Annotated in this window: 18 protein-coding genes and 4 tRNA genes; 14 read left to right on the top strand and 8 right to left on the bottom strand. The window is 68.6% G+C overall.

All coding sequences use genetic code 11. The features are described from left to right. Positions 1-96: 96 nt before the first annotated feature. Both ACIOTO_RS15540 and ACIOTO_RS15535 read right to left on the bottom strand, forming a co-directional pair. Positions 97-780 (bottom strand): response regulator, encoded by a 684-nt coding sequence (locus tag ACIOTO_RS15540; protein ID WP_400858511.1) that lies wholly within the window; start codon positions 778-780, stop codon positions 97-99. Then, positions 777-1934, bottom strand: a complete 1158-nt coding sequence (locus ACIOTO_RS15535; protein WP_400858510.1) for a sensor histidine kinase — start codon at positions 1932-1934, stop codon at positions 777-779. Before ACIOTO_RS15535 ends, ACIOTO_RS15540 begins: the two co-directional genes overlap by 4 nt. Positions 1935-2099: 165 nt before the next feature. Between ACIOTO_RS15535 and ACIOTO_RS15530 the strand changes: the two genes are divergently transcribed. The 3 genes from ACIOTO_RS15530 to ACIOTO_RS15520 are packed head-to-tail and all read left to right on the top strand — an operon-like array spanning position 2100 to position 4887. Then, on the top strand, positions 2100-3050 hold the full coding sequence (locus ACIOTO_RS15530; RefSeq protein WP_400858509.1) for an alpha/beta fold hydrolase: 951 nt from the start codon (positions 2100-2102) through the stop codon (positions 3048-3050). Positions 3051-3084: 34 nt separating this feature from the next. After that, positions 3085-3498, top strand: coding sequence for a hypothetical protein (locus tag ACIOTO_RS15525; protein WP_400858508.1), 414 nt, complete (start codon positions 3085-3087; stop codon positions 3496-3498). Between the two features lie 39 nt (positions 3499-3537). After that, the gene (locus ACIOTO_RS15520) at positions 3538-4887 is read left to right on the top strand and encodes a cryptochrome/photolyase family protein (RefSeq protein WP_400858507.1); all 1350 of its coding nucleotides are present in this window, start codon (positions 3538-3540) and stop codon (positions 4885-4887) included. Between the two features lie 38 nt (positions 4888-4925). On the opposite strand, the gene ACIOTO_RS15515 is transcribed toward ACIOTO_RS15520, so the two are convergent. Beyond that, the gene (locus tag ACIOTO_RS15515; RefSeq protein ID WP_400858506.1) at positions 4926-5870 is read right to left on the bottom strand and encodes a DUF1254 domain-containing protein; all 945 of its coding nucleotides are present in this window, start codon (positions 5868-5870) and stop codon (positions 4926-4928) included. Between the two features lie 145 nt (positions 5871-6015). Between ACIOTO_RS15515 and ACIOTO_RS15510 the strand changes: the two genes are divergently transcribed. From ACIOTO_RS15510 to ACIOTO_RS15490, 5 genes are all read left to right on the top strand, one after another. After that, complete coding sequence (locus ACIOTO_RS15510; protein WP_400858505.1) at positions 6016-7932, top strand: heavy metal translocating P-type ATPase; 1917 nt, start codon at positions 6016-6018, stop codon at positions 7930-7932. A 157-nt stretch (positions 7933-8089) separates the two neighbouring features. Continuing rightward, positions 8090-8695 (top strand): hypothetical protein, encoded by a 606-nt coding sequence (locus ACIOTO_RS15505; protein ID WP_400858504.1) that lies wholly within the window; start codon positions 8090-8092, stop codon positions 8693-8695. Between the two features lie 119 nt (positions 8696-8814). Beyond that, positions 8815-9432: a copper resistance protein CopC gene (locus ACIOTO_RS15500; protein WP_400858503.1), complete on the top strand. Its 618-nt coding sequence runs from the start codon at positions 8815-8817 to the stop codon at positions 9430-9432. An 11-nt stretch (positions 9433-9443) separates the two neighbouring features. After that, entirely contained in the window at positions 9444-9977 is a 534-nt protein-coding gene (locus tag ACIOTO_RS15495) for a copper chaperone PCu(A)C (RefSeq protein WP_400858502.1), read from the top strand. Continuing rightward, entirely contained in the window at positions 9977-11209 is a 1233-nt protein-coding gene (locus ACIOTO_RS15490) for a Dyp-type peroxidase (RefSeq protein ID WP_400858501.1), read from the top strand. Before ACIOTO_RS15495 ends, ACIOTO_RS15490 begins: the two co-directional genes overlap by 1 nt. 224 nt (positions 11210-11433) lie before the next feature. Here ACIOTO_RS15490 and ACIOTO_RS15485 read toward each other — a convergent pair. The 3 genes from ACIOTO_RS15485 to ACIOTO_RS15475 all read right to left on the bottom strand — a co-directional run bounded on the left by ACIOTO_RS15485 (position 11434) and on the right by ACIOTO_RS15475 (position 11730). Further along, positions 11434-11505: transfer RNA gene (locus tag ACIOTO_RS15485), tRNA-Val, on the bottom strand. 27 nt (positions 11506-11532) lie between these two features. Continuing rightward, a tRNA-Cys gene (locus ACIOTO_RS15480) sits at positions 11533-11603 on the bottom strand. A gap of 54 nt (positions 11604-11657) precedes the next feature. Beyond that, positions 11658-11730: transfer RNA gene (locus ACIOTO_RS15475), tRNA-Gly, on the bottom strand. 151 nt (positions 11731-11881) lie between these two features. On the opposite strand from ACIOTO_RS15475, the gene ACIOTO_RS15470 reads away from it, so the two are divergent. Then, positions 11882-11957: transfer RNA gene (locus tag ACIOTO_RS15470), tRNA-Val, on the top strand. A 110-nt stretch (positions 11958-12067) separates the two neighbouring features. Here ACIOTO_RS15470 and ACIOTO_RS15465 read toward each other — a convergent pair. Then, entirely contained in the window at positions 12068-13303 is a 1236-nt protein-coding gene (locus ACIOTO_RS15465) for a multidrug effflux MFS transporter (protein ID WP_400858500.1), read from the bottom strand. A 128-nt stretch (positions 13304-13431) separates the two neighbouring features. Between ACIOTO_RS15465 and ACIOTO_RS15460 the strand changes: the two genes are divergently transcribed. Together ACIOTO_RS15460 and ACIOTO_RS15455 are read left to right on the top strand one after the other, a co-directional pair. After that, positions 13432-14142, top strand: a complete 711-nt coding sequence (locus tag ACIOTO_RS15460; RefSeq protein WP_400858499.1) for an SDR family NAD(P)-dependent oxidoreductase — start codon at positions 13432-13434, stop codon at positions 14140-14142. A 60-nt stretch (positions 14143-14202) separates the two neighbouring features. Next, positions 14203-15084, top strand: coding sequence for a helix-turn-helix domain-containing protein (locus tag ACIOTO_RS15455; RefSeq protein WP_029263291.1), 882 nt, complete (start codon positions 14203-14205; stop codon positions 15082-15084). Here ACIOTO_RS15455 and ACIOTO_RS15450 read toward each other — a convergent pair. Continuing rightward, the gene (locus tag ACIOTO_RS15450) at positions 15062-16018 is read right to left on the bottom strand and encodes a PQQ-dependent sugar dehydrogenase (protein WP_400858498.1); all 957 of its coding nucleotides are present in this window, start codon (positions 16016-16018) and stop codon (positions 15062-15064) included. The two genes, ACIOTO_RS15455 and ACIOTO_RS15450, sit on opposite strands and share 23 nt — an antisense overlap. A 260-nt stretch (positions 16019-16278) precedes the next feature. On the opposite strand from ACIOTO_RS15450, the gene ACIOTO_RS15445 reads away from it, so the two are divergent. From ACIOTO_RS15445 to ACIOTO_RS15435, 3 genes are read left to right on the top strand one after another with little or no spacing between them, the layout of a single operon-like run. Beyond that, the gene (locus ACIOTO_RS15445) at positions 16279-16830 is read left to right on the top strand and encodes a TetR/AcrR family transcriptional regulator (RefSeq protein ID WP_400858497.1); all 552 of its coding nucleotides are present in this window, start codon (positions 16279-16281) and stop codon (positions 16828-16830) included. Between the two features lie 26 nt (positions 16831-16856). Continuing rightward, positions 16857-17906, top strand: coding sequence for a 2,3-butanediol dehydrogenase (locus ACIOTO_RS15440; protein ID WP_091036592.1), 1050 nt, complete (start codon positions 16857-16859; stop codon positions 17904-17906). Positions 17907-17946: 40 nt separating this feature from the next. Beyond that, entirely contained in the window at positions 17947-18387 is a 441-nt protein-coding gene (locus tag ACIOTO_RS15435) for a GIY-YIG nuclease family protein (protein WP_400858496.1), read from the top strand. Positions 18388-18393: the final 6 nt, after the last annotated feature.

The raw sequence follows: 18393 nt of genomic DNA, 5'->3' as shown, positions 1-18393 counted from the left end.
ATCTGGGTCGGTGTCCAGGTTACTCGCATGATCACGGGGTCCTGACCGCTTCGCGACGGTGTCGGACACCGTGACCGGTGCCGCCGTCGGTCACCCTCAGCCCGGCTGGTCGGCGCCGCGCGAGGGGACGATGATCCCCGACTCGTACGCGTGGATCACGAGCTGCGCACGATCGCGTGCGTGCAGCTTCGACATGATGCGGTTCACATGGGTCTTCGCGGTGTGCGGTGAGATCACGAGGCGGTTCGCGATGTCCTGGTTCGACGCCCCGCCCGCCACGAGCAGCAGCACCTCGCGCTCCCGCTCCGTGAGCTGTCGCAGCGGCTCGGTGTGCCAGGCATCGGCTCGCGGATGCTGCGGCAGCACGGAGCGCTCGATCAGCGACCGTGTTGCCGCCGAGGACAGGAGAGCCTCACCGCGGTGCACCACTCGCACGGCGCTGACGATGTCGTCCGGCTCGGCCCCTTTGCCGATGAAGCCACTCGCACCGGCGCGGAGTGCGGCGACCACGTAGTCGTCCTCCTCGAAGGTCGTCAGGATGAGCACGCGGGTCGCGGTGGACTGCGCCGCGCTCATGATCTGCGCGGTGGCGGCGATGCCGTCGAGCTCCGGCATCCGGATGTCCATCACCACGACGTCCGGCATCGACTCGCGCACCGCGGACACCGCCTCACGCCCGTTCGCTGCTTCGCCCACCACCTCGATGCCGCCGTCGACGAGGATGTCGCGGACCGCCTGCCGCACCAACGGCTGATCGTCGACGACGAGCACCCGGATCATCGTGCACCTCCGTCGAGGGGGATCCGCACCTCGAGGCGGAACGCGCTTCCATCGCGGCCGGTCTGCACATCTCCCCGGACCGCGACCACGCGCTCGCGCAGTCCACGCAGCCCGTGGCCACCCGCACGCGACACCGCCTCGGATTCCGTCGCCACCTGATTGTCGACGACGACACGGAGCGACCCGCCGTCCGCTCGGAGCCGCACGGTCGCCGCGCCATCCGCTCCGTGCTTGTGCGCATTCGTCAATCCTTCGAGGACCACGAGGTAAGCCACATGATCACTGGCAGGCGACAGAGCAGGCCGATCGGGATCGTCCTGGAGATCGACGCGCAGCCCCGCCTCGCGGAACTGCACGACCAGCTCGTCGAGACCGGCGAGGCCGACCTGCGGACGAAGGTCGCGAACATCATCCGGATCGTCGGAGCGCAGCAGCGCCATCAGCCCACCGATGTCGGCGAGCACGGTGCGAGAGGAACGGCGGATGGTGCTCAGTGCCTCCCGCGCACGCTCCGGGCGGGTCTCCAACGCGGATGACGCGACGCCCGCATTGAGACTGATGACCGAGATCTGGTGCGCGACCACGTCGTGCAGATCGCGCGCGATGCGCACCCGTTCTTCGGCGACACGTCGTCGCGCTTCCTCGTCCCTCCCCCGCTCGGCCCGCTCCGCGCGTTCGGTCATGGCGGAGACGAACTCGCGTCGTGACCTGGTCGCGTCCCCCAGTGCTCCGGCGAGGGCGATGATGAAGACGAACTGCAGCGCGCGGGCATCGACGAGATCCCCGCCGAGCGGGATCGCGTTCGAGAAGAAGACGATCGCCGTCGCCGAGGTCACAGCGATGATCCCGACGAGTCGCCCTCGACGGTCCACGACGGCGTAGGCACTGATCGCCATGGCGATGAGCGCGCTCGGCGACAGGACACCCGCGAATGCCAGGACCACTGCGCACAGCAGGCTGACGACGAGCACGACGAGGGGATGCCGGCGGCGGAACGGCATCGCGGCCGCGGGGACGAGGGCGACGACGAGCAGCCATCCGGTCGCGCGGAACGCCTCGTCCGGGAAGGGTGACACGGCGAACACGACCACCACGACCACAGCGATCAGGTCGGAGAGCGGCGCCGCGATTCCTGAAGGACGAGGTGCCGGCATCACACCAGTATTCACCGCGACGCCGACTCCCGGATCCTCCGCCGGGATGAGCTGTGTGTACTGCGATCGCAGTACACGTCTGTCTGCGGCAGGGCGACGCGGCGGCGGATGCCGCACGGCACGCTGGGATGAGGGCGCACAGCGCGTGCGCCGAGAGAGGTCGGCATGAAGAAGCCCGTCAAGAGAGTGCTCATCGCGCTCACGTCCGTCGTCGCCGTGATCGCCGTCGGGCTGGTGGCCACCACCGTCGGCAATGCGGTGGCGACCGCGGTCGAACAGGATCGCATCGAGCCGTACGGGCAGAAGGTCACCGTGGACGGGCACGAGATGAACGTCATGATCACCGGTGAAGGCTCTGAGGACATCGTGCTCCTCCCGGGTTTCGGCACCGCATCGCCTGTGCTCGACTTCGAGCCGCTCGTCACCGAACTCGCCGAGGATCACCGCGTCATCGTGGTGGAGCCGTTCGGCTACGGGCTGAGCGACGGTACGGATCGCGCCCGAACCACCGACAACATCGTGACCGAGACGCATTCCGCTCTGCAGGAGCTCGGCGTCGACGACTACGTCCTGATGGGGCATTCCATCGCCGGCATCTACGGCATCCAGTTCGCGAACCGCTATCCCGATGAGGTGCGGGCGTTCGTCGGAATCGACAGCAGCGTCCCCGGACAGCCCGGCTCGGACACCGAGCTGCCCGTCGGGCTCTTCGGTGCGGCGAAGAACCTGGGGCTGGTGCGACTGATCGCGTCGTTCCGTGGCACGGGCTACGACGAGTCCGTCTACTCCGCAGAGGCGCAGGAGCAGTTCGCCCTGCTCACCAACCGGAACACGCTGAGCCCCACCTACCTGAACGCGATGTCCCTGCTCCACGCGAACTTCGAGGATGCGCTCGGCACGAGCTTCCCCGTAGACCTCCCGCTGCTGCTGTTCGTCGTGTCCGACAATCCGACGGTCCCCACCTGGGTGGATCTGCACGAGGAGCAGGCCGCGGCCGTCGACGATGGAACGGTCGTGCCGCTCGATGGGACGCACTACCTCCACCACACGCACACGCCGGAGATCGTCGACGAGTTCCGCTCGTGGGAGCGCACCAGGATGCCCGCCGCGGAGTGACGCCGGAGCTCTGGACATCACGTAACGTGAACGGATGGACAGAGCAGTCGCACGATGGATCCTGGCGATCGCGCTCGGCGCGATCGGCGTCGGCCACTTCCTCAGCACCCGCGGGTTCCGGGTGGTGGTGCCGGATTGGGCGACTCGCCTGACCAGGCTCGACAAGGACACGATCGTGATCGCCTCCGGTGCCGCAGAAGTCGCGCTCGCGGCGGGGCTTCTCGCGCTGCCGAAGGAGCGACGCCGCATCGGTTGGGCGACAGCCGCGTTCTTCGTCGCCGTGATGCCCGGGAACATCCACCAGTGGCAGACCAAGCGCTCGACACCGGGACTCGACACGGATGCTCGACGATTCGGCCGGCTGTTCCTGCAGCCGGTCCTGGTGCTGTGGGCGCTGTGGTCGACCGGCGGCGAGACACCCCGCCGCCGAAATCTCCGTCGGCGTTGAGCGACGGACCATCCCCGTGAGCTCGAAGAGAATGGTCACATGACTTCCCCCTCACTGGTGTGGTTCCGCGACGACCTCCGGCTCGCCGACAATCCGGCGTTGCGCGCGGCGATCGATCGAGGCGAACCGGTCATCGCGCTCTACTTGCTCGACGAGGAGTCACCGGGCGTCCGCCCCCTCGGCGGCGCAGCCCGCTGGTGGCTGCACCACTCGCTGGCATCGCTCGACGAGCGTCTCCGTGAGCGTGGCGGTGCACTCGTGCTGCGTCGCGGCGCCGCAGGGCACGTCGTCCGCGAGGCGGTGGCGGATGTCGGCGCCGGCGCCGTGTTCTGGAACCGACGGTACGGGGGCGCCGAGCGCGAGATCGACTCATCGCTGAAATCGTCGCTCCGGGCCGAGGGGCTCGAGGTCGCGTCGTTCGCAGCATCCCTGCTGCACGAGCCGTGGACCGTGACGACCGGCAGCGGCACGCACTATTCCGTCTTCACCCCGTTCTGGCGCGCGTGTCTCGCGCTGCCGGCACCACGCGCGCCGCTTCCGGAGCCACGGACAGTCGATGGCCCGGATCATGTCCCCGCCTCCGATGCTCTCGACGACTGGGATCTGCTGCCCACCCGGCCGGATTGGGCCGGGGGCCTGCGCGACACCTGGGCGCCTGGGGAACCCGCCGCCCGGCGACGCCTCACGGAGTTCCTCGCTCACGACCTCCCCTCGTATGACCGCGCGCGCGACGAACCCGCTGCCGGTGCGACCTCGCTGCTCTCCCCGCGGCTGCGCTGGGGAGAGATCAGCCCCTTCACGGTCTGGCACGAGGCCGTCGGCGTGGACGGTGCCGGCGGATTCCTCTCCGAGCTCGGTTGGCGGGAGTTCGCTTGGCACACGCTGTACCACTCCCCCGACCTCGCGACCCGGAATCTGCGTCGCGAGTTCGACGCATTCCCCTGGCCGCCCCTCGATCCCACGCATCTGGAAGCCTGGCAGCACGGCGAGACCGGAGTGCCGCTGGTGGATGCGGGAATGCGGGAGCTCTGGCACACGGGCTACATGCACAACCGCGTCCGGATGGTCGTGGCCTCCTTCCTCGTGAAGAACCTGCTGATCGACTGGCGACTCGGCGAGGAGTGGTTCTGGGACACGCTCGTCGACGCCGACGAGGCCAACAACCCGTTCAACTGGCAATGGGTGGCGGGCTCCGGTGCCGATGCGGCCCCGTACTTCCGCGTTTTCAATCCCGAGCTGCAGGCGAAGAAGTTCGACCCGCAGGGGCTCTACATCTCGCAGTGGGCATCCGAAGCACCGACCGAACCGATCGTCGACCTCGGTGAGACCAGGAAGGCCGCGCTCGCGGCGTACGACGAGGTCAAGCGGGCGCCACGAGCGCCTTCCTGATGCTCGAAGACGGCGAGGTCTGCACCGCCGGGGTGTGGTCAGCCGGCGATGATCTCCGGCACCTTCCATGAGGCGAGCTCACCGAGCCGCGGCCGGTAGAGCCGGATCAGGAGGTTCCAGCCCTCCGGGAGGGGAATGGAGTTCGCGGCATCGTCGCCGTGGTCGCCGAGGCGCACGGTGGTCGATCCGTCCTCGTTCTTGGTGGCGAACACGGAGTTGACGTTCGTGGCGCCGATCGGCCCGGGTTCGAAGTAGCCGGCCGCGTTGTAGACGCTGACCGACCAGAACGCGTCGGCGGGCACGTCTCGGAAGGTCATGGTGTAGCGGCCGACGGGAAGCTTGGGGTCGATGTTGATGTACGACGCCTCCGCATCGGGAAGGCCACCCCAGCCGAGCGCCGTGCCGACCAGGTGACGCACGGGGTCGACGTCTTCCTTCGCTCCGAAGCATCCCGACAGTCCACCCATCGTCTTGCCCAGCACGAGCAGGGCTTCGCGAACCTCGACGTAGCTGTCGTGGTCGTATTCGGGGTGAGAGAACTCCTGAGTGCCGCTCGCGGTGAGAGTGATCTGATCCTGGATCGCATTCACCGCTTCGAGGTCGCTCGGACTTGCCGGGTCGAAGAGGATGCGTGCCGCGGCGATGACGTGCGGGGTCTCGAACTCCTCGATCGTGAGGGGATAGGAGCCTGCCCGATGGAAGACACGGTTGATGTAGTGGTCCTGGTTGATGATCATGACCGATACGTACCGGTCTCCGACCTCCGGCAGCGTGAGGGTGACGGGGCCCCCACTGAGATCGATGATCGCGACCGAATAGAGCGTGTCGCGGTTCTGTCGAATCACCGGTTGCTGCTCCAGGGGCGGGAGCGCACGGTCGTGGTGGAACACGCCCACCCCGCCGATGATCGGCAGCATCCGGTCGATCATCGTGTCGGTTTCTACCCGCGTGAAGTTGTCGACATCGACGATCTGGGCACTCATCCGGGGCTCCTCGCTGCTCTGTTGCCCACACACTATCGGGTGGGACGGTCGCCGGTGAGGCGCGCGGAATCGCCGCGTCTCGCGCTGCATCCGCGAGTCGTTCCGCCGCGGTGGACGTGCGCACCGATACGCGGGAAGCTGGGGCATGAGGTTTCTCCGCGTGCTCTGGCGATATCCGGCGATCACGACGACCGTCCTCGTGTTCGTGAGCGTGCTGGTCCTCCACGCGGTCGATGCCCCGGCCCTCGGACGTTGGGTCGCCACCGGTTACGTGGCGGTGTTCGTTGTCTGGACCCTCGTCGGAATGGTGCGCGACGTACTCCGCGGCCATGTCGGCCTCGACATCCTGGCGGTGGTCGCGATGGTGGCGACGCTGGCCGTCGGCGAGTACATCGCCTCGCTCATCATCGTGCTCATGCTCTCCGGCGGAGAGGCCCTCGAGGACTTCGCCGGCCGTCGAGCGAAGCGTGACCTCTCGGCTCTGCTGGATCGGTCTCCGCGCATCGCACACGTGCTCGTGCACGCGGAGTCCGCGGAGTCGGATGAGGTCAGGGATGTGCCCGTCGACGAGGTCGCCGTCGGCGCCGTACTCCTCGTGCGCCCGTCGGAGATCGTCCCGGTCGACGGCGAGCTCCTCACGTCATCAGGCACGTTCGATGAGTCTTCGTTGACCGGTGAGAGCATGCCCGTGTCACGTGAATCCGGAGACGAGGTGCTGTCCGGGTCCATCAACGGAAGCCGTGCCGTGCGGATCCGTGCCGTCCGCAGCAGCGCGGACAGCCAATATCAGCAGATCGTGGCGCTCGTGCACGCCGCGGAAGACTCCCACGCGCCGGTGGTCCGCCTGGCCGACCGCTTCGCGATTCCGTTCACCGCGGTGTCACTCGTCCTGGCAGGGACGGCCTGGGCCGTATCGGGCGAGGCATCCCGATTCGCCGAAGTCCTCGTGCTCGCGACTCCCTGCCCGCTCCTGATCGCTGCCCCGGTCGCGTTCCTCGGCGGTCTCTCGCGTGCGGCGAAGACAGGCGTGATCATGAAGGGAGGGGCCGTCATCGAGCTGATCGCCCGTGTGCGGTCGGCCGCGTTCGACAAGACGGGCACGCTCACTCAGGGCCGACCGGAGCTCGTCGACGTCCGGCCCGCGAACGGCTTCGGCGCGGATGAGGTCCTGCAGCTCGCCGCCTCGGCGGAGCAGTACTCGACGCACGTGCTCGCCGAGGGGATCCGCCGCGCAGCAGAGGCGCGCGGAATCACGCTCCTCGGCGCCGCCGAAGCTCGAGAGGAGGCCACGAACGGTGTCGTCGCCGAGATCGACGGAAGAGACGTGGTGGTGGGCAAGCCCGCTTACGTGGCGGCTCTCGCGCCCGACACGGCGCGGGCGACGCTCGAGCTGAGCCAGGCCGCAGCATACGTCGCGGTCGACGGTCGCTTCGCCGGGGTGCTCGTCCTCGCCGACCATCCGCGGCCCGAAGCAGCGGCTGTCATCGCGTGGCTGCGCACACACGAGGTGGATCGCATCGTCATGCTCACGGGCGATGTCGGCCCGACGGCGGAGTCGGTGGCTCATCAGGTGGGCATCTCCGAGGTCCACGCTGAACTGCTGCCGCCCGAGAAGGTCGCTCTCGCCGCTGAGCTGCAACCGCGCCCGGTCATGATGGTCGGCGACGGCGTCAACGACGCACCCGTCCTGGCCGCCGCGGACATCGGCGTCGCCATGGGAGCCAAGGGCGCGACGGCAGCTGGCGATGCCGCCGACGTCGTGATCCTCGTCGATTCGCTGGCGAAGCTCGTCGACGCCGTCTCGATCGGTCGTCACACGCTGCGGGTCGCTCTCACCGCGATCTGGATCGGCATCGGGTTGAGCATCGGACTCATGATCGTCGCGATGACCGGGCTCATCCCCGCTGTCGTCGGGGCGCTCGTCCAGGAACTCGTCGACCTCGCGACCATCCTGTACGCGCTCCGCGCGCTGGGCGGCCCCAGGACAGTGCTCCCGGCCGCCTCCATCTCCCCCCGCACGGGCGCCGAACAGCGCGACGATTCACCTCAACGGATGACGTGAGACGCGGACTCCCGGCTCACTGGTCGAACGCGAATCCTGTCCATTCTTCGGTGAGTGGGGGCACAGTCCAGGAGACGCGGTGACAGCACCGTGGCGATTCCAGGACGATCGGTCGAAGCCGCCGGTGACGTCGCGGAGGTCATGCCAGACTGGAACCGTGACCGAGTCCAGGAAGCCAGCCGTCGTCCGCGGCTTCGCTGCCTCGTCACTCGCGATCTTCATCGCACTGGCCGGTCACGTCTCCGGCGGAGGGCAGATGCCCGGTACCGTCGGCATCCTCGTCCCCTGGGTCTTCTCGTTCATGATCAGCGTGCTGCTCGCGGGCCGCTCGTTGTCGCTGATCCGCCTCGGCATCTCCGTCGCCGCGAGTCAGTTCCTGTTCCATGTGCTCTTCGTCCTCGGCACGGTCACCCCGTCCGGCGTCTCGACGCCGCACGTGCACGGCACACCCCTCGTGCTGCCGGCGGTGAACGGCATCCCCGAAGTCGCCACCGCTGACGCCTCGATGTGGCTCGGGCACGCGCTCGCCGGTCTGCTGACCGTGGCCGCGCTGTACCGCGGCGAACGCCTGCTGCTCGCGCTGCGCGACCTCGCGGTCCAGCTGGTGCGGTGGGTACGACGTCGTGCCGATCAGGTGCTGACTCTTCCGGCTCTTCGCGTCGCCCACCGACTCCACGGCCGGTTCGATGTCGCGCACGCATCCGATCTGGTTCTCCTCGCGACTCTGCGCGGCCGAGCCCCACCTCTCACCGCGGCGATCTGATCCGCATCCTCGGCCGGTCCCGGCCGAGTGTTGTGTCCCGCCGCGCGCATTCGATGCGCGCGGGCTCTGAACGCATGCACGCTCGTCGCTCCGGCGACGTCCGATGAGAGGCCATTCCCATGTCCCCTGTCCGCAGGATCGCGGCCGGGCTGGCGTTGGCGACGATCGCGACCCTCGCGATCGCGACGCCCGCGTCCGCCCACGACCAGCTGATCTCCAGCACACCCGCTGTCGACGAACGATTGACGACCCCGCCGGAGGACATCACGATGACGTTCTCGGGCGAGCTCCTCGTGCTCGATGAGTCTCTGACCGGGGCCGTCGTCCTGGTCGTCGATGCGTCGGGCGAGGACTGGGTCGCCGGCGACGTCACAGTGGCCGGACGCACGGTCACCGCGTCGCTCGCACCCGGGCTGCCGACCGGCGGCTACCAGGTGCGTTGGCAGGTCGTCTCGGAAGACGGTCACCCCATCGCGGGGGTCATCCCCTTCACCGTGGGAGACGCCGATCCGATGGCACAGACATCGGACACCGGCGATGCGACGGCCGCGCCCGCGGACACTTCGGAGCAGACGGATCAGAACGCAGAATCGGGCGGCGCGCTCAGAGTGCTGCTCATCGGCGCGGGCGGGGCGGCCACAGCCGTCCTGATCCTCGTGCTCATTCGATTCCTCCGCCGTCCTCGGACGGCAGCCGCACCGCCGGAGACCGGCGGCCCTGCGGCAGATGACCTGTGAAAGGCACCATTGTGAACACCACCAGAAACCTCCCCCGTCTCGCGGCCGTGATCGCGGTCTCGCTCCTCGCTCTGACCGGGTGCACTCCGGAGGCGGCACCGGTCGAGACCGAGAGCCGCCCCGCCGGTGACGTCGTCAGGATCGAAGACGCCTGGGTGAAGTCCGCCGACGAAGGCATGTCCGCCGCGTTCGGGACCCTCGTCAACACGGGCGACCGCGATGCGACCGTGGTTTCCGTCACCTCTGCGGCCTCGACCATGCTCGAGTTGCACGAGACGGTCGAGAACGACGCCGGCGAGATGGTGATGCGCGAGATCGACGGCGGATTCGTGATCCCCGCCGGCGGGCAGCTCGCGCTGGAGCCGGGGGCGAACCACATCATGATGATGGACCTGACCGGCCCGCTCGCCGCGGGAACCGATGTCTCCTTCACCCTCACGTTCGATGACGACTCCACCTACGAGTTCACCGCCCCCGTGAAGGACTACTCGGGCGCGAACGAGAACTACGAGGGCGGCGACGAGCACGACGGTATGGATCACTGATGACGGCGCCCGTTGAGGGCGCCCGCTCCCCCCGCACCGGGTCGACCCGGCGGCAGTTCCTCCTCGGAGGAGCTGTCGCCGGTGTCGGCGCGGTCGCGGCCGTCGGAGCGGACCTCGCCCTGAATCGACCGGACGCCACGCCGGAACCCGCATCCGTGCCGATGAACGGAGACGAGACCGTGCCGTTCTTCGGCGCCCATCAGGCCGGTATCGACACCGCTGCCCAGGCCCACGGCGCCTTCGTCGGCCTGGACCTCCACGACGATGTCGACCGAGATGCCCTCGCCCGACTCATGCGACTCCTGACCGACGACGCGGCGCGCCTCACGCAAGGGCTCCCCGCCCTCGCCGACTCCGAGCCGGAACTCGCCTCGTCGCCGGCGCGCCTCACGGTCACGTTCGGCGTCGGTCCGGGCTTCGTCGGGCGAGCGGGAGGTTCGACCCCCGCATGGCTCGCGCCCCTCCCCGCCTTCGGGGTGGATCGGCTGCGCCCGGAGTTCTCGGACGGCGACCTCCTGCTGCAGATCGCCGGCGACGATCCCCTGACGGTGGCGCACGCCACGCGGATGCTGCTGAAGGACGCGCGCGGCTTCGCGAGCATCCGCTGGACCCAGCAGGGATTCCGTCGCGCCTATGGGACGGAGCGGCCCGGAACGACCATGCGCAACCTGTTCGGACAGGTGGACGGGACCACCAACCCGCAGCCCGGCACAGAGGACTTCGATCGCGTCGTGTGGATCGACGAGGGAGTGCTCGCCGGCGGCACCGGGATGGTGATCCGCAGAATCCGGATGGACCTCGACAAGTGGGACCGCCTCGACCGGAGCGGACGCGATGCTTCGGTGGGCAGGACACTCGCCAACGGTGCCCCCCTCACAGGAAGCGAGGAGTTCGACGAACCAGACTTCGAGGCGAAGACCGCGATCGGCTTCCCGGTCATCCCGCAGTTCGCGCACATCCGGCGCGCCCGCGGCGAAGGGGCCGAGCGCATCTTCCGACGCGCGTACAACTACGACGAGCGGCCGGCCGGTGCGGAGGTCTCGGAATCCGGGCTGCTGTTCGTCTCGTTCCAGGCCGACATCGAACGGCAGTTCATCCCGATGCAGCGGCGCCTCGACGAACTCGACCTCCTCAACGAATGGACGACCCCGATCGGGTCCGCCGTGTTCGCGATCCCGCCCGGCTGCACGGAGGGCGGGTTCATCGGGGACACTCTTTTGAGGGGACGATGATCCGGGCGTGAACGGTGCGGACGCCTGGTTCCGGAGACCGAGTCGCCGGGATCAGGTGTCCGCCGGTACGCCCGTAGGGAGCGTGCACACCCGTCGGGAGAAGCGCCGTGCTACGGCCGCCGCCCAGGGAATCCGTCCGACAGGTGAACCGATCCGTCGAGGGGCACGCCCGGGCAGCAGCTCCCGGGCACGAAAAAACCCCCGGAAGACCGGGGGTTTGTCTGTGCGCGATACTGGGATCGAACCAGTGACCTCTTCCGTGTCAGGGAAGCGCGCTACCGCTGCGCCAATCGCGCCCGTTGGGGCTATTCAGTTTTACCGTGAGGTGGCGACGGGATTCGAACCCGTGTAAACGGCTTTGCAGGCCGGTGCCTAGCCGCTCGGCCACGCCACCGTGTGGATTGACCCCACGTGCGAAGAGTCTTCCGAAGAAGACCCTCTGCACTCGAGCGGATGACGAGACTCGAACTCGCGACCCCAACCTTGGCAAGGTTGTGCGCTACCAACTGCGCTACATCCGCATTTCGTTCCCGGTTGTCCCGGGCACTCATGAAACATTAGCCGAAGATTCCCCCTCCGCCAAACCCGCAGCGAATCTCGCGCGTGTCTCACAGAGTGGTCCGTACGGCCTCTGAGCGTCGGGTAGTATCGGTTGACGTACCCCACGGGTATGGGCGATTGGCGCAGTTGGTAGCGCGCTTCCTTCACACGGAAGAGGTCATCGGTTCGAGTCCGGTATCGCCCACCAGAGAAGCCCCGCACACCTCCCGGTGTGCGGGGCTTCCGACCTTCACAGCCCGGCGTCCAGCTTCCGCTCCCCTCCCCCGGACGCGGCCTCGCTGAGGATCGCAGCGCGGATCAGTGCCTCGCCGCGAGCTCGCTCCCGGATGCAGGCAGAACAGCCGCGCGGCGAGCCCGCGCGAGCATGAGGTACGACAGGCCGCCCAGCGCCGCCGAGACCGTCGTCACGATCCCGAGCGGCAGAATGCTCGACGCACCCGCGAGACCGACGAACGGTGCCGCGACGCCGCCGAACCCGAATCGCGCCACGCCTAGGAGCGACGAGGCCGTCCCCGCCGACTGCGGATGCTCGCTGAGCGCGAGGGTGGTCGCGGGCGGCGACGCGACGGCCACTCCGCTGGCGAGTGTGAACAGCGCGGCGAGCACGGCCCACAGTGGCAGCGGTGTCAGACCTGCCAGCAGCAGTCCGAGCGCGCCGGCCGACGTGACGACGACTCCGACCGCGAGAGTGCCCCTCACGCTCCACCGTTCCGCCGCGCGACCGGCGAGGTACCCGCACACCATGAACCCGGCGGAGTTCGCTCCGAAGGCTGCGGCATACCCCTGCGGTGTGAGCCCGTAGACGTCCTGCAGCACGAAGGTCGCACCGGCGAGGTAGGCGAACAGTGCCGCATAGAGGAAGCCCTGATTCAGGACGGCTCCCAGGAAGACCCGGTCGCTCAGCAGAGTGCGGAAGTCGTCCAGAGTGTGGCGGAGGCCTCCCGTGCTGCGCTGCTCGACCGGCAGTGTCTCTCCGAAGAAGAGTACCGTCGCTGCCAGGATCGCGAGACCGGCGATGGCGAGGAAGACGAACAGGCCCCGCCAATCGGTGAAAGCCGTGAGCACGCCCCCGAGCAGTGGCCCGATGATCGCCGCCAACCCGCCGACGACCGTGAGGCGCCCGTAGAAGCGGATCAGCTGACCACCCGCGTACACGTCGCGTCCCGCGGCATTGGCGATGACGATGCCGACGCCGCCGGCAAGCCCTTGGATCAGGCGAGCGACGATCAGGAACTCGACCGTCGGGCTGAACGCACAGAGAAGCGATGTCACCGCGTACGCAGCGATGCCGACCAGCAGGACGCGACGCCGCCCGAGCCGGTCCGACAGCGGTCCCGCCGTCAGCTGTCCGACCGCGAGTCCGATGAGGCACGCCGTGACCGTGAGCTGCGCGACGGAAGTCGCCGAGCCGAGGTCGCGAGTGAGCGCAGGAAGAGCCGGGAGGTAGAGGTCCATCGAGATCGGACCGAACACGGTCAGGACCAGAAGCAGTGCGGGCAGGAGCCGCCGAGAGAGCGCGACAGGTGGTGTCATGGATTCCAGCGTCCACCGGTCCCCCGAAAAGCGGGAGTCCCCGACGAAGGGTGTACCGACAGAGAATCCCTCGTGGCGCCGATCCCTGCGCAGAATGAGAGAGCACCACCGAGACGAAAGGAGTGCCGATGGCACTGATCCTCGTGACCGGAGCGTCGACCGGGCTGGGGCTCGCCACAGCCCAGGACCTCTCCGACCAGGGGCATGACGTCGTCGTGCATGCCCGCACCTCGACCCGCGTTCCCTCCGGAGACTGGCGGGGCGCCGTGGCCGCAGACCTCTCCGACCTCGACGCCACGCGGGCTCTTGCCCTCGAGGTCGACGCCTTCGGGCACTTCGATGCCGTCGTGCACAACGCGGGCGCACTGCAGCCGCCGGATGCGGCACGAGTGAACACGATCGCCCCCTACGTGCTGACCATGCTCATACGCCCTCCCCGCCGACTCGTCTACCTCAGCAGCTCGATGCACCGTGGCGGCACCACCGACCTGCGCGGACTGACCGATGGCACGGCGTCGTACAGCGACAGCAAGCTGTGGGTCACCGCGTTCGCCCTCTCCCTGGCGGATCGATGGCCGGACACCGCCGTCCACGCCGTCGATCCGGGCTGGGTTCCGACCCGCATGGGTGGTCCGAGTGCTTCCGACGATCTCGAGCAGGGGCATCTCACGCAAGTCCGTCTCGCAACCCAGGATGCGGCCGGCCCGCGCACTGGCGGCTACTGGCATCACCTCACGACTCAGCGTCCGGCACCAGCCGCCGCTGACCCGGCTTTCCAGGAAGCGCTGCTTGCGGCTCTCGCCGAGGTCACGCGTGTACCTGTACGGGAGCATCCGTGACACCGAGAGGTGCCCTCTCAGGACGTCCCTTCCCGCGCGCATCGGATCTACGCTGACCTGATGGACAATCGAGCAGAGGTCCGCGAGTTCCTGATGACCCGGCGCGCCCGCGTGACCCCGGAGGCAGCCGGTCTCACCGCCGGGAGCAACCGGCGCGTCGACGGATTGCGTCGAAGTGAGGTCGCGCTCCTCGCCGGAGTCTCCGTCGAGTACTACTCCAAGCTCGAACGCGGTGCCATCGCCGGCGCTTCCTCCTCAGTCCTGGAGGCGGTGTCGCGCGCGCTCCAGCTCAACGACGCCGAGCATGCGCACCTGCTGGACCTCGCTCGCGCCGCAGACGGCATTCCCTCTTCCGGACGCGCTCGACGTCGCACGGCGAAGGCGGGAGCTCCGCGACCCAGCCTGCAGTGGGCACTGGATTCCGTGACGGAGGCAGTGGCGTTCGTCCGCGACCAGCGGCAGAACCTCATCGCCACGAATGCGCTCGGCCGCGCTTTCTATTCACCGGTGATCGGTGATGGCGGCCGGGTACCCAACCTGGCCCGATTCCAGTTCCTCGATCCTGCGGCACGCGAGTTCTACCCGGATTGGGACCTCTTCGCCGAGATGTGTGTCGCCGTCATCCGCGCCGAGGCGGGCCGCGACCCGCACGACAAGGGCATCCAGGACCTCGTCGGCGAGCTCTCCACACGCAGTGAGGCATTCCGCACGCTCTGGGCGGCGCACAACGTGCGCACGCACGGTTCGGGCATCAAGCGCTTCACTCATCCGGTCGTCGGCGAGTTGACCCTCGTCTACGAAGAGCTCGCGCTCACGGCCGAACCGGGCCAGGTGATGCTGATCTACAGCGCTGAGCCCGGCTCACCCTCCGCCGAACGACTCCGACTCCTCGCTTCCTGGGGCGCGGACGCGACCGGGGCTACTCGAGCGGCACACGGATGACGCGGTCGTCGCCGTCGCCGGGTTCGCCGCGACCGTCGGTGTTGTTCGTGAGCACCCACAGCGCACCGTCGGGGGCGACCACGACATCACGAAGCCGTCCGTAGGCCTCGGTGAAGTGCTCCGCATACGACGAGACATCGTCCAGCGGCACTTCGCGCAGCCGTTCCCCCCGCAGGTTCGCGATGAACACCGCGCCTTCCGCGATCGCCATGCCGCTCGGACTGGCGGCATCCGGCGCCCACTGCTGCACCGGGTCGATGAACTCGTCGCGATCCGCGATGCCTTCGACGACGGGCCAGCCGTAGTTCTCGCCGGGTTCGATGACGTTCAGCTCATCCCAGGTGTCCTGTCCGAACTCGCTCGCGTACAGCGTGCCGCCCTCGTCCCAGGCCAGACCCTGGGGGTTGCGGTGACCGAGGCTGTAGACGGGCGATCCCGCGATGGGGTTGTCCGCCGGGACCTTGCCGTCGGGGGCTATGCGGAGGATCTTGCCCGACAGTGACCCCGGATCCTGGGCACTCTCCCGGTCCCCCGCGTCACCCACCGTCACGTACAGCGTGCCGTCGGGGCCGAACGCGATACGACCGCCGTTGTGATTCGACGCAGCGGCCAGGCCGTCGAGGATCGTCTCCGGCGCGCCGAGGCCGAGGGAGCCGGGCGACCCGGTGAGGGGGAAGCGCTGCACGCGGTTCTCGTCCGCGCCGGTGGAGTACGCGTAGAGATAACGCTCGTGCACGGCGATTCCGAGCAAGCCGCCTTCGCCACCCGGTTCGACGCCATCGACCACCGCGACCTCGCGGACATCGCCGTCGTCCGACACCTCGACGATCCGGGCGCTGTCGCGCTCGCTGATCAGTGCCGCTCCCTCGTGGAAGGCGATCGACCAGGGCGCCGCCAGGTTCTCGATGATCGTGGTTTCGGTTCCTGCGGACACCGGTCCCGAGCCATCGGGAAGTCTCGAGGGCCACGGAGTGGACGTCGTCGGTGCACACGCCACAAGGGCGATCGATGCAGCCGACACGACGATCCATGCGATCGGACCGCGCCAGGACCTGCTCACCATCTCCGCTCCCCTCACTACACCGGTCTTCACTGTCGCTGTCGGACGCGAAGATCCGCTCCCCTCGAGACTAGGCGCGTGATCCGAGACGCAGAAGAGGCGCCTATCTGACAACTGTCAGATAGGCTGTTGCCATGGATGCGAGGTCGCGACGTTCTCGAGAAAGCCTCCGTGACGCGGTGCTCGACCTCGCCGGTCGGATGCCGATCAGCGAAGTCACCGTCTCCTCGATCTGCGCGGCGGCGGGTGTCACCCGAGACACCTTCTACCGGCACGCGGAGAGTCCGGTGCAGCTCCTCGCCGACGCGCTTTCCGCCGAGATCGATGCCGCCATGGAGATCCTGCCGCAGACGGATGCCATCGGCGATGGCGAACGGGCTCTCCTGGAGCACATCCGACGACGGGCTTCGGTGTACCGCGGGGCGATGCAGCCCCTGCTTGCCGCCCCCGTCCGCAGCAACCTGGAGGCATCCATCCGTTCCGGCCTGCTGCTGTGGGCCGAGCTGCACGCGGAGATCGTTCCGCCCGTGTTCGCGGCGGACGCGTCCGCGATGCGGATCGCCGTGGCGTACGCCGCTGCGGGCACCGTGGGCGCGATCGAGGAGTGGCTGCGGAGCGACGACGACGACATCGACCGTGCCGTGAGGCTGATCCTCGCGGCGTCACCGGAGTGGTGGCTGCGATGACGGCCACCGGAGAAGGAGAGAAAACAATGAAGGCCGCACTGTTCCACGCCAAGGAAGATCTGCGCATCGAAGAGGTCCCCGAGCCCACCCCGGGACGCGGACAGGTCAAGCTGCGCAACGCGTATGCGGGGATCTGCGGATCCGACCTCCACGTCTACTACTCCCCCGAGGCCGCGGGGCTCGACCTCGACCACCCGCACCCCGTGACGGGTTCGACACTGCCCCAGATCCTCGGCCACGAGTTCTCCGGCACGGTCGTCGAGCTCGGCGAGGGCGTGACCGGCGTCGCGGTGGGCGACCGGGTGGCCGTCTGGCCCATCTACTACTGCGGCGAATGCCCCGCCTGCCGTCGCGGCATGTTCAACGCCTGCCAGAAGATCGGCTTCCACGGGCTCAGCTCCGACGGTGGCGGCATGGCGGAGTTCACGACCGTCGACGCGACAAAGCTGCACGTGCTGCCGGAAAACGTCGATCTGCGTATGGGCGCCCTCGTCGAGCCGATGTCGGTCGCGTGGCATGCGGTCTCCCGCAGTGGCGTCGAGTCGGGCGGTACCGCGCTCATCGCTGGCGCCGGACCGATCGGCATCGGCGTGTGGTTCGCCCTGCGGGCCCGCGGCGTCGAGCGTGTGCTCGTCTCGGAGCCCAGTGCGGAGCGTCGCGCGATCATCGCAGCCCTCGGCGCCACCGTGGTCGACCCGGTGAATGAGGATCTCGCCGCCGCCGTCGCCTCCCTCACAGACGGCGAAGGCGTCGACGTCGCCTTCGATGCGGCGGGAGTGGGCGCAGCCATCAGTTCGTCACTGGCCAGCCTGGTCCCCGGCGGCCGCGTGGTGGTGGTCGCCATCCACGAGCGCACGATGGACTTCCTGCCCACGCAGCTCGTGATGGCCGAGACCGAGATCGCGGGCGCACTCGCTTATCTTCCCGAGGACTTCGACGCCGTGATCGAGGCCATGTCCCGTGGCGTCTACGACACGACCGGCTGGGTGCAGGAGACCCCACTCGAGAACGTCGTCGACGCGATCCACGCGCTGCGCGGCGGTGCGGGGGCGAAGATCCTCGTGCACGCCGGCTGAGGCCGGTCCGGGTGTCGGAGGGCGCGCGTAGTCTGCTTCGGTGCCGACGAAACGCGCCCTCCCGAGCCCCTGTGCGCTCTGCGGCAGCATGCAGGGGGTGCGGACCGAGGGCGCCTGGTGCTGTGCCGATTGCGGGTGGCGCTACGGTGATGCCCCCGACCCCGACCTCCCTCTCCCCCGCGTCGATGTCGTCTACTACATCCGGTACGACGACCGGGTGAAGATCGGCACCAGCAGACGTCCCCGACAGCGCCTCGCGAGCATCCGGCACCAGGAGCTGCTCGCGTTCGAACGCGGCGACCGCTCCGTCGAGCAGCAGCGCCACCGCGAGTTCGCCGCGATACGCGAGGGCGGTGAGTGGTTCACCCTCACTGCGGAGTTGCGGGCGCATGTCGCCGCGCTCCGATGCGAGGGCGACCCGTGGACGCTCTATGCGCGCTGGCTGAGCCGCTCGCTGCAGGGCACCGACGAGCTCCCGTAGGCACGC

Source organism: Microbacterium sp. NPDC087592 (genome assembly GCF_044743585.1).
GTDB lineage: Bacteria > Actinomycetota > Actinomycetes > Actinomycetales > Microbacteriaceae > Microbacterium.
This window is presented reverse-complemented; position numbering and strand designations above follow the sequence as displayed.

Bases quoted from the DNA above. Each gene is read 5' to 3' on its own strand.
- ACIOTO_RS15465 (WP_400858500.1), bottom strand. From the start codon at position 13,303: ATGACACCACCTGTCGCGCTCTCTCGGCGGCTCCTGCCCGCACTGCTT.
- ACIOTO_RS15460 (WP_400858499.1), top strand. From the start codon at position 13,432: ATGGCACTGATCCTCGTGACCGGAGCGTCGACCGGGCTGGGGCTCGCC.
- ACIOTO_RS15490 (WP_400858501.1), top strand. From the start codon at position 9,977: ATGACGGCGCCCGTTGAGGGCGCCCGCTCCCCCCGCACCGGGTCGACC.
- ACIOTO_RS15515 (WP_400858506.1), bottom strand. From the start codon at position 5,870: ATGAGTGCCCAGATCGTCGATGTCGACAACTTCACGCGGGTAGAAACC.
- ACIOTO_RS15500 (WP_400858503.1), top strand. From the start codon at position 8,815: ATGTCCCCTGTCCGCAGGATCGCGGCCGGGCTGGCGTTGGCGACGATC.
- ACIOTO_RS15510 (WP_400858505.1), top strand. From the start codon at position 6,016: ATGAGGTTTCTCCGCGTGCTCTGGCGATATCCGGCGATCACGACGACC.
- ACIOTO_RS15455 (WP_029263291.1), top strand. From the start codon at position 14,203: ATGGACAATCGAGCAGAGGTCCGCGAGTTCCTGATGACCCGGCGCGCC.
- ACIOTO_RS15445 (WP_400858497.1), top strand. From the start codon at position 16,279: ATGGATGCGAGGTCGCGACGTTCTCGAGAAAGCCTCCGTGACGCGGTG.
- ACIOTO_RS15520 (WP_400858507.1), top strand. From the start codon at position 3,538: ATGACTTCCCCCTCACTGGTGTGGTTCCGCGACGACCTCCGGCTCGCC.
- ACIOTO_RS15535 (WP_400858510.1), bottom strand. From the start codon at position 1,934: ATGCCGGCACCTCGTCCTTCAGGAATCGCGGCGCCGCTCTCCGACCTG.
- ACIOTO_RS15525 (WP_400858508.1), top strand. From the start codon at position 3,085: ATGGACAGAGCAGTCGCACGATGGATCCTGGCGATCGCGCTCGGCGCG.
- ACIOTO_RS15540 (WP_400858511.1), bottom strand. From the start codon at position 780: ATGATCCGGGTGCTCGTCGTCGACGATCAGCCGTTGGTGCGGCAGGCG.
- ACIOTO_RS15530 (WP_400858509.1), top strand. From the start codon at position 2,100: ATGAAGAAGCCCGTCAAGAGAGTGCTCATCGCGCTCACGTCCGTCGTC.
- ACIOTO_RS15440 (WP_091036592.1), top strand. From the start codon at position 16,857: ATGAAGGCCGCACTGTTCCACGCCAAGGAAGATCTGCGCATCGAAGAG.